10 protein-coding genes and 1 pseudogene are annotated in these 9104 nt (G+C 69.4%); 9 read left to right on the forward strand and 2 right to left on the reverse strand.

Annotated features, from left to right (window positions below; genetic code table 11):
- Positions 1 to 69: 69 nt before the first annotated feature.
- The 4 genes from Q8814_RS21820 (at position 70) to Q8814_RS21835 (ending at position 4220) form a co-directional block, all read left to right on the forward strand.
- Positions 70 to 1719: an endolytic transglycosylase MltG gene (locus tag Q8814_RS21820; RefSeq protein ID WP_330154075.1), complete on the forward strand. Its 1650-nt coding sequence runs from the start codon at positions 70 to 72 to the stop codon at positions 1717 to 1719.
- The gene (locus Q8814_RS21825) at positions 1709 to 2542 is read left to right on the forward strand and encodes a shikimate dehydrogenase (protein WP_330154076.1); all 834 of its coding nucleotides are present in this window, start codon (positions 1709 to 1711) and stop codon (positions 2540 to 2542) included. Before Q8814_RS21820 ends, Q8814_RS21825 begins: the two co-directional genes overlap by 11 nt.
- Positions 2543 to 2640: 98 nt before the next feature.
- A complete protein-coding gene (locus tag Q8814_RS21830; protein ID WP_330154077.1) occupies positions 2641 to 2994 on the forward strand; it encodes a YciI family protein in 354 nt (117 codons plus the stop codon).
- Between the two features lie 5 nt (positions 2995 to 2999).
- Complete coding sequence (locus tag Q8814_RS21835) at positions 3000 to 4220, forward strand: RNA polymerase sigma factor (RefSeq protein WP_330154082.1); 1221 nt, start codon at positions 3000 to 3002, stop codon at positions 4218 to 4220.
- A gap of 6 nt (positions 4221 to 4226) precedes the next feature.
- On the opposite strand, the gene Q8814_RS21840 is transcribed toward Q8814_RS21835, so the two are convergent.
- Positions 4227 to 4598 (reverse strand): DUF1622 domain-containing protein, encoded by a 372-nt coding sequence (locus Q8814_RS21840; protein WP_330154078.1) that lies wholly within the window; start codon positions 4596 to 4598, stop codon positions 4227 to 4229.
- 238 nt (positions 4599 to 4836) lie between these two features.
- Here Q8814_RS21840 and Q8814_RS21845 point away from each other — a divergent pair, with 238 nt between their 5' ends.
- Genes Q8814_RS21845 through aroB form a run of 4 tightly spaced genes read left to right on the forward strand, consistent with a single transcriptional unit; the run spans position 4837 to position 8343 of the window.
- On the forward strand, positions 4837 to 5439 hold the full coding sequence (locus tag Q8814_RS21845) for a prepilin peptidase (protein ID WP_330154079.1): 603 nt from the start codon (positions 4837 to 4839) through the stop codon (positions 5437 to 5439).
- A 48-nt stretch (positions 5440 to 5487) separates the two neighbouring features.
- Positions 5488 to 6675: a chorismate synthase gene (aroC, locus tag Q8814_RS21850; RefSeq protein ID WP_330154083.1), complete on the forward strand. Its 1188-nt coding sequence runs from the start codon at positions 5488 to 5490 to the stop codon at positions 6673 to 6675.
- Positions 6676 to 6679: 4 nt separating this feature from the next.
- The gene (locus Q8814_RS21855) at positions 6680 to 7237 is read left to right on the forward strand and encodes a shikimate kinase (RefSeq protein WP_330154080.1); all 558 of its coding nucleotides are present in this window, start codon (positions 6680 to 6682) and stop codon (positions 7235 to 7237) included.
- Complete coding sequence (gene aroB, locus Q8814_RS21860; RefSeq protein WP_330154081.1) at positions 7234 to 8343, forward strand: 3-dehydroquinate synthase; 1110 nt, start codon at positions 7234 to 7236, stop codon at positions 8341 to 8343. The genes Q8814_RS21855 and aroB overlap by 4 nt, the downstream gene beginning before the upstream one ends.
- Before the next feature lie 102 nt (positions 8344 to 8445).
- Here the strand turns inward: aroB and Q8814_RS21865 are convergent, their stop codons facing one another.
- Positions 8446 to 8979 (reverse strand): TIGR03086 family metal-binding protein, encoded by a 534-nt coding sequence (locus Q8814_RS21865; RefSeq protein WP_330154084.1) that lies wholly within the window; start codon positions 8977 to 8979, stop codon positions 8446 to 8448.
- Here Q8814_RS21865 and Q8814_RS21870 point away from each other — a divergent pair.
- Positions 8980 to 9104, forward strand: a pseudogene (locus Q8814_RS21870) (shikimate kinase); the annotation flags it as partial.

The following is a 9104-nucleotide window of genomic DNA, read 5'->3' on the forward strand; positions in this document are numbered from 1 at the left end:
CTTGCAGGGATGGTTGGACGAGCGGAGTGCAGCATTGAAACTGGCCGACGGAGACCTGGGGGGAGGCCGGTGAGCCGGCACGGACGGTCCAGCGACGAACATCCCGATGCACCACGACAGGGGCTCTTCTCGGACCCCTATGCGGGAACATACGACAACCCGCCCGGGCGAGGACACACCGGTGAGATCCCGCACGAGCGATCTGCGCCGCCGGCCGGGCGTACGTATCGGGACGACGACGCCGAGACCAACGTCCTGCACTTCGACGAGGGCGTGTTCGACGGCCCACCGCCGGGAGAGTCGTATCCCGAGGACACGTACCCCGAGCAGAACTATTCGGACGACGTCTACTCCGGGGGTTACGCCTACGCGCGACGTGACGACGAGTACGACCCTCGCGACAGCCACGAGTCGTACCCGGAACCCGGGCATCACGCGCCCGGAGCGGCGGATACCTACGCCGAAGACTACGAGGACTACGAGGACTCGGACGCCCAGGCCGTCGAGGAGCGCGCGGTACCCGCACCGGTCGGCGCACCGAAGACCCGCAACCGGACCCGCGGTTCGTCGGCGCGCAGGAAGCGAGGCCGGATCATCGGCGCGCTCGCGGTGGCCATCCTGCTCGTCGTGGTCGTCGGCGGCGGATACCTCGCCTTCCAGCGTTTCTCCGGACCCGGCCTACCCCCCGACTTCACCGGACCGGCGGGGCCCGCAGTGGTCGTGCAGGTCGAGCCGGGTGAAACGGCTCAGGAAATCGCCGGAGAGTTCGCCGAAAAGGGCGTTGTGGCCAGTGCGTCGGCCTTCTTCAACGCGGCCGTCCAGAACACCGGCATGAACTCGCTGCAGCCCGGCTACTACCGAATCCCCACCAACATTCCCGCGGCGGACGCCGTCGCCGAACTCGTCGATCCGGAAAGCCGGGTCGGGGCCCTGGTCGTGTCCGAAGGCCGTCAGCTCCACGACATCCGCGATGTCAATACCGGCGCCGTCCGCAAGGGCATCTACACGTTGATCGCCGAAGCCAGCTGCCTCGAGGGAGAAACCGCCACGAGCTGCCTGACCTACGAGGAGCTCGAAGCCGCCGGTGCCTCCGTGGACCTCGACGCCCTCGGCGTACCCGAATGGGCGCGGGAAGCCGTGGCCAACGTCCCGGACCGCGCCCGTCAGCTCGAAGGTCTGATCGCCGCCGGAAGCTGGGATTTCGATCCCACCGCCGCGCCCGTCGAGGTCTTGCGCAAACTCGTCTCCGAAAGCGCCGACCGATACGAGGAAACCGGGATCACCGAAGCCGCGCCGAAGGTCGGTCTGACCCCGTACGAGATGCTCGTCGCCGCATCCCTCGTCGAGCGCGAAGCGTTGCCCGACGACTTCTCCAAGGTTGCGCGGGTCATCCTCAATCGTCTGGAAATCGGCCAGATGCTGCAGTTCGACTCCACCGTCAACTATGCGCTCGACGAGACGGAACTGGCGACCACCGATGCCGATCGCGCCCGCGTCACTCCGTGGAATACCTATGCGAGCGTCGGGCTTCCTGCGACACCCATCTCGTCGCCGAGCATCGGCTCGCTGCAGGCCGTGGAGAACCCCGAACCGGGTCGGTGGACGTACTTCGTGACGATCGACGACAAGGGCACCACGCTGTTCGCGGACAGCTACGACGAGCACCTGGTCAATACCCGGCTGGCCCTCGAGAGCGGAATCCTCAAAAGTGGCCGATGATCGCGGCGGCCGCAAGGCCGCGGTCCTGGGCAGTCCCATCGCGCATTCGAAGTCGCCGCTGCTGCATCTGGCCGCCTACCGGGCGCTCGGATTGACCGACTGGACGTACGAGCGGATCGAATGCACCGGTGAGCAGCTACCCGGCCTGGTCGCGGGGCTCGGTCCCGAATGGGTCGGACTGTCGGTGACCATGCCCGGAAAGTTCGCCGCCCTCGCGTTCGCCACCGAACGCACCGAACGTGCGGTGACGATCGGGTCCGCCAACACACTGGTGCGGATCGACGGCGGCTGGCGCGCCGACTGCACGGATGTCGACGGTGTCACCGGAGCCTTGCGATCGGGCGGCGTCGGCGACCTGGCCGGCGCGTCCGCGGTGGTCGTCGGTTCGGGTGGTACCGCGCGCCCCGCGCTGGTCGGGCTGACCGAACTCGGGGTGCGCAACGTGACCGTCGTCGCCCGCGACGAGGGCCGCGCCCGCGCGACCTTCGACTGCCTCGGGAGCGGCGTCACCGCGAGTTGGCTGCCGTTCGAGGCTCCGGAACTCTCCCGGGTGTGTGCCGAGGCCGGGGCGCTGGTGAGCACGGTGCCCCCCGAGGCTGCGGCCCCGCACGCGGCAACGCTCGCGGCCGCGCCCTACATTCTCGACGCCATCTACGACCCGTGGCCCACGCCGCTGGCCGATGCGGCGCGCGCGCGCGGGTCGGTGGTCGTCGGGGGGCTGCACATGCTGCTCAATCAGGCGTTCGGTCAGGTCGAGCAGTTCACCGGCCGTCCGGCGCCTCGGGCAGCGATGGCCGCGGCCGTGGGGCTCGTGTCGGAATAGCTCCGAAGTTCTCGAGGCACGTGTCGATCTCGCCGCCTACCGTTCGTGTAGTAGGTGAGAGGCCGGGACCAGCCGGCCGGTCCGGAGGGGAATTCGACATGGCCCAGTACCTGCTCAGCATCTACCAGCCCGACGGCGACGCTCCGCCGCCCGAGATCCTGGACCCGATCATGCGTGAGGTGGAAGCGTTCCAGGCCGAACTGCGCAAGTCCGGATCGTGGGTCTTCACCGGTGGCCTGCACCCGCCGAGCACCGCGACCGTCGTCCGAGCCGAAAGTCACGGCGCCGTCACCACCGACGGCCCCTACATCGAGGGCAAGGAACACATCGGGGGATTCAACGTCATCGAAGCCCCCGACCTCGACGCCGCGCTCGAGTGGGGTCGCAAACTCGCGAAGGCCACCACCCTCCCCATCGAGGTACGCCCGCTGTATGGGGGCTCGTGCGTCTGAGCCCGATGCCGCCGTCCGCGTCGCAGATCGCCCGGATCTTCCGCGACGAGTACGGCCGCACGGTAGCTGTGCTGACCCGCATCCTCGGCGACCTCGATCTCGCCGAGGATGCGGTCCAGGACGCGTTCACCGTCGCCGCCGAACGGTGGCCCGCCGACGGTCTCCCTCCGAGTCCGGCCGGGTGGATCATCACCACCGCGCGTCGCCGCGCCATCGACAGGGTGCGACGCGACAGGAACCGCGAAGCGAAACACGCCGAGGCGATGCGGCTGCACCCCGCGGTGGAACCGGACCCGATCGGACCGACCGACATGCTCGACGACCGGCTGCGCCTGATTTTCACGTGCTGCCATCCGGCGCTCGCCCCGGAGGCACGTACCGCCCTGACGCTGCGGCTGCTCGGTGGTCTCACCACGGGGCAGATCGCGCGCGCATTCCTCGTGCCCGAACCGACGATGGCGCAGCGAATCACCCGGGCCAAGAGGAAGATTCGTGCCGCGCGCATCCCGTTTCGGATTCCCGCCGAATCGGAACTCCCCGATCGTCTCGACACCGTGCACGCGGTGCTGTACCTGATCTACACCGAAGGACACACCGCCGGCGTGGGCCACGATCTGACCGACACCGACCTGTGCGCCGAAGCGATCCGGCTCACCCGTCTGCTCACCGAACTCGTACCCGAGCATCCCGAAACCACCGGATTGCTCGCGCTGATGCTGCTCGGCGAATCCCGCCGGCCCGCCCGCACGACCATCGCCGGCGAGCTGATAGTGCTCGCCGAGCAGGATCGCACCCGGTGGGACCGGGCTCTTCTCGACGAGGGACAGTCTCTCGTCCGCACGTGCCTGCGCTGGAACCGGCCCGGCCCCTACCAGATTCAGGCGGCGATCGCGGCCGTGCACGCCGACGCCGCGACCGTCGTCGACACCGACTGGTCGCAGATCCTGCAGCTCTACGATCAGTTGCTGGCCGTGCAACCGACCCCGGTGGTGGCTCTGCACCGTGCCGTCGCCGTCGCCGAGGTCGAGGGGCCTGCCGCCGCGCTCGCTCTCGTGGAGAAGCTCGACCTCACGCGGTACCACGTGTTCCACGCCGTTCGGGGAGATCTGCTGCGGCGACTGGGCCGACACCGTGAGGCGTCGGCGGCCTACGACGCGGCGGCCGCCCGCGCCGGCAATGCCGTGGAACGCGCGTTTCTCGAGGGTCGGCGCGACGCGCTGCACTGACCGTGCTCAACCGATCGACGGCATCGGGGCCGGGTCGGGTTCGTTCTTCTGCCACGGCCAGCGCCCGTCGATCTCGAGTTGCAGCGACCAACTCAGGAAGGTGCGGATCAGCACGATGATCGCGAGCACACCCACGGAAGTGAATGTCGGTGTGACGGCCACCGTCTTGATGATGTCGGCCGCGACCAGGAATTCGAGACCGAGCAGGATGGATCGTCCGAGGTTCCGCCGGTACGGCTCGTAGATCTTGGTGCCGTTCCGGCGCCGCCACGACTCGAGTGCGATCCAGCTCGATACCGCGGCACCGACCACGATGATCGCGACCCCGACGACGTCGATCGCGGAACCGACGTGCTCGAGCACGGTTTCGATCTGCATCCGTGGTGTTCCTTCCGCGAGGGGACAGCGCCCGGGTGAGGCGGCGCCTGTGGGTGAGGTAGCGACTGTGGGCCATGCTCGCAGCAACCGGCACCGAGGGTGGGTCGATCGGCCGTGTCGAGCCTCACCGTGGTAATTCCCGGTCCTGTTGTCCACAGTCGGCCGGTTCATCCACAGATCCCGAATGTCTCGGCATTTCCGCACCTCGGGAACTGCGTGCCACGGGCACGCTGCACGCATGGATGTGGTGCTGTGCATGCTCGTCGGACTGGTTGCCGGTGGCGGGGTCGGCCGAGTCGCGGGTCGGCTGGCCGGCCGCGCCCCGGCGGGTGGCGTGTGCGAGCTGCTCTGCGCCGCCGGGGCCGCGGCCGCTGCGACGGCGCCCACGTGGCAGCTCGCGCTCGCTTCGGCGGCGCTGATGTGGTGGTGCGTGTGCGCGAGCGCGGTCGATTTGCTGGTGCGCCGGTTGCCCAACGTGCTGACCGTGGGCGGGGCCGCCGTGATCGTGGCCGCCGCTACCACCGCGGGTCGTGCCGGTCCCGCGCTCGTCGGTGCGGTGCTGCTGGCCGGACCGCTGCTCGCCGCGCACCTGGCATCACCGAGGTCACTGGGGGCGGGCGACGTCAAGCTCGGTCTCGGTCTCGGCGCCGTCGCTGCGCTCGGTGGGGCTCAGGTGTGGACCATCGCGGCCCTGGTCCCGCCGCTCCTCACCGGGATCGCCGGGTTCACACTGCTCGTGCGGCAGCGGATGCGTCACGGCCCGCGGGTGTCCGGGCTCGTGGTTCCGCACGGTCCGTCGATGTGCGCGGCCACCGTGCTGGCGCTGTTCGTCGTCGGTTGACCGGGGCAGCGTCGCAGCGCCCCGATCGAACATGGAAGGATGGGTTTTGTGCTGCGCTGGATAACTGCTGGAGAATCCCATGGTCCCGCCCTCGTTGCGATGCTCGAGGGGATGGTCGCCGGTGTCGAGGTGACATCGGGCGACATCTCGGAGCAACTCGCACGGCGGCGACTCGGCTACGGCCGCGGCGCACGCATGAAGTTCGAGGCCGACAAGGTCACCATCATCGGTGGGGTCCGGCACGGCCGCACCCTCGGCGGTCCGATCGCGATCGAGATCGGCAACACCGAATGGCCCAAGTGGGAAACGATCATGTCCGCGGACCCGGTCGATCCCGAACTGCTCGCCGGGCAGGCGCGGAACGCACCGCTCACGCGCCCTCGTCCCGGTCACGCCGACTACTCCGGCATGCTCAAGTACGGGTTCGACGACGCCCGGCCGGTGCTCGAACGCGCCAGTGCCCGGGAGACCGCGGCCCGGGTCGCGGCCGGCACGGTGGCCCGCAATTTCCTGCGCCAGGTGTTCGGCGCCGAAGTCGTCTCGCACATCATCTCGATCGGTGCCTCCGATCCCTATGTCGGTCCGGAGCCGGAGGGCAAGGACCTCGACGCGATCGACGCGAGCCCGGTGCGTGCATTCGACAAGACCGCCGAGGAATCCATGATCGCCGAGATCGAAGCTGCCAAGCGCGACGGCGACACCCTCGGTGGTGTCGTCGAGGTCGTCGTGCACGGACTGCCCGTCGGACTCGGTTCGTTCACCAGCGGTGCCGACCGGCTCGATTCGCGGCTCGCCGGCGCACTGATGGGCATTCAGGCCATCAAGGGTGTCGAGGTGGGCGACGGATTCGAAACCGCCCGTCGCCGGGGCAGCGCCGCCCATGACGAGATCACCCCCGGCGCCGACGGTGTCCTGCGCTCGACGAATCGCGCCGGTGGGCTCGAAGGTGGCATGACCAACGGCGAAGCACTGCGGGTGCGCGCTGCGATGAAGCCGATCTCCACCGTGCCGCGCGCGCTGGCGACGGTGGACATGTCCACCGGCGAGGAAGCCGTCGCGATCCACCAGCGCTCCGACGTGTGCGCGGTGCCCGCCGCGGGTGTCGTCGCGGAAGCGATGGTCGCGCTCGTCGTCGCGCAGGCCGCACTCGAGAAGTTCGGTGGCGACTCGCTCGCCGAAACCCTGAGCAACGTCGAGCACTACCGGAAAGGCATCGCGGCGCGTCCGCCGCGGTGACACCATGGCGCCGCGCGCAGTGCTGATCGGGCCGCCGGGGGCAGGCAAGTCGACCATCGGCCGACGCGTCGCCCACGCGCTCGACGTGCCGTTGCTCGACACCGACGCGGAAATCGAGCGCACCACCGGTCGCAGCATCCCCGAGATCTTCGCGGAGGACGGTGAACCGGAGTTCCGGCGGATCGAGGAACAGGTCGTCGCCGACGCCCTCGCGCATCACGACGGGGTCGTCTCGCTCGGTGGGGGAGCGATCCTGTCGGAGCGCACCCGCGAGTTGCTCGTCGGGCACACCGTCGTCTATCTCGAGATCAGCGTTGCCGAGGGTCTGCGACGCACCGGGCACAGCAACACGCGGCCGCTGCTGGCCGGCGGCGATCCGGCCCAGAAGTACCGCGACCTGATGCGGCGGCGGCGACCGCTGTACCGGAAGGCCGCCACCATCAAAGTGCGCACCGACGGTCGCAGTCCGGGCCGTGTCGTCCAGCAGGTGCTGAACAAGCTCGGCGCGGACAGCACCGCCGATACCCAGACCAGTCCAGAGAATCGGAGCAGCACACCGTGACCGAACCGGTACGCATCGACGTCAAGACAGCCCAGCCCTACCCGGTGATCATCGGCCGGGGATTGCTCGGGGAGCTCGTCGAAGAGCTGTCCGGCACCCGGACCGTCGCGATCTTCCATCAGCCCACTCTCACGGCGACCGCGGAGGCGGTACGCGAGGCACTCGCCGAGACCGGAGTCGACGCGCACCGCATCGAGATCCCGGACGCCGAGGAGGGCAAGGATCTCGCCGTGGCGGGATTCTGCTGGGAGGTGCTGGGACGCATCGGGTTGACTCGGTCGGACGCGGTCGTCAGCCTCGGCGGCGGCGCCGCCACCGACCTCACCGGGTTCGTCGCCGCCACCTGGATGCGCGGGGTGCGGGCGGTGCATGTGCCCACGACCCTGCTGGCGATGGTCGATGCCGCCGTCGGCGGCAAGACCGGTATCAACACCGAAGCGGGCAAGAACCTCGTCGGTTCCTTCCACGAGCCGTCGGCGGTGTTCGTGGACCTGGCGACGCTCGAGACGGTGCCGCGCAACGAGATCATCGCGGGCCTCGCCGAGGTCATCAAGACCGGTTTCATCGCCGATCCGGTGATTCTCGATCTCATCGAAGCCGACCCCGAAGCGGCACTCGACCCGACCGGCACCGTGCTGCCCGAACTGATCCGTCGATCCGTCGAGGTGAAGGCGAAGGTCGTCGCCGCGGATCTGCGCGAATCGAACCTGCGCGAGATCCTCAACTACGGGCACACCCTCGGGCACGCCATCGAGCGCCGGGAGCGGTACAAGTGGCGGCACGGCGCCGCGGTGTCCGTGGGTCTGGTTTTCGCCGCCGAACTCGGCCGGTTGGCCGGCCGGCTCGACGACGCGACCGCGGAGCGGCACCGCACGATCCTCGAATCCGTCGGATTGCCCACCACGTATGCGGCCGACGCGTTCCGTGACCTGCTCGAGGGCATGCAGACCGACAAGAAGAACCGCGCCGGAATGCTGCGGTTCGTGGTGCTCGACGGGCTCGCGAAGCCGGGCCGACTCGAGGGCCCCGATCCGACGTTGCTCGCCGCCGCCTACTCGGAGGTCGCGCGACAGGGCACGGCCGACGCCGGCACGGTGTTGCTGTAACCACGGTGTTGCCCTAACCACGGTGTTGCCCTAACCACGGTGTTGCCGTAACCACGGTGTTGCCGTAGCCCCCGTGCTGGACGGGTCTCGTTCGGCGCTCGGTCAGAGACGGGCCGGAGCCCACGCCGGATCGCGGCCGGTGAGCCCGACGAGCCGATCGAGTGCCGAGGCTCCGTCACGGACGGGCACCGCCGGGCCGAACAACCCACCGGCGTCGCGTTGTTCGGCGGTGATCGATTCCGCGAACGCGGTGCAGGCCGCGAGTTCCGCGGAATCGCACGTATAGGGCCGGCCGGTGGCGGTGGCGAGATCCCACCCGTGCACCACGAGTTCGTCCAACGCGACGAGCCCGGCGATGTTTCCGGGTAGGTCCACGCCGCCGGCACGCGTCATGCCGGTCCACGCGTCCGGGTCGCGCCACGCCTGCGCGAGCGCCGCGAGTCGCTCGGGCGCGTCGGTGCGCCAGTCGTCGGCGAGATTGCCGGTCGAGGCCTCGGGTGGCTGATCGGTCATCGGGCCGAGTTCCTTGCGGGCGGCGGCGGTGAAGGCCTGCGCCAGGCCGTGCACATGATCGACAAGGGCTGCGACGGTGGCGCCGGCACACGGTGTCGGTGCGGTCAGCTGGTCGTCGCGGATGCCACCGGTCGCAGCATCCCCGAGATCTTCGCGGAGGACGGTGAACCGGAGTTCCGGCGGATCGAGGAACAGGTCGTCGCCGACGCCCTCGCGCATCACGACGGGGTCGTCTCGCTCGGTGGGGG

Origin of the sequence: Rhodococcus chondri (genome assembly GCF_036327435.1) — a bacterium.
GTDB lineage: Bacteria > Actinomycetota > Actinomycetes > Mycobacteriales > Mycobacteriaceae > Rhodococcus > Rhodococcus chondri.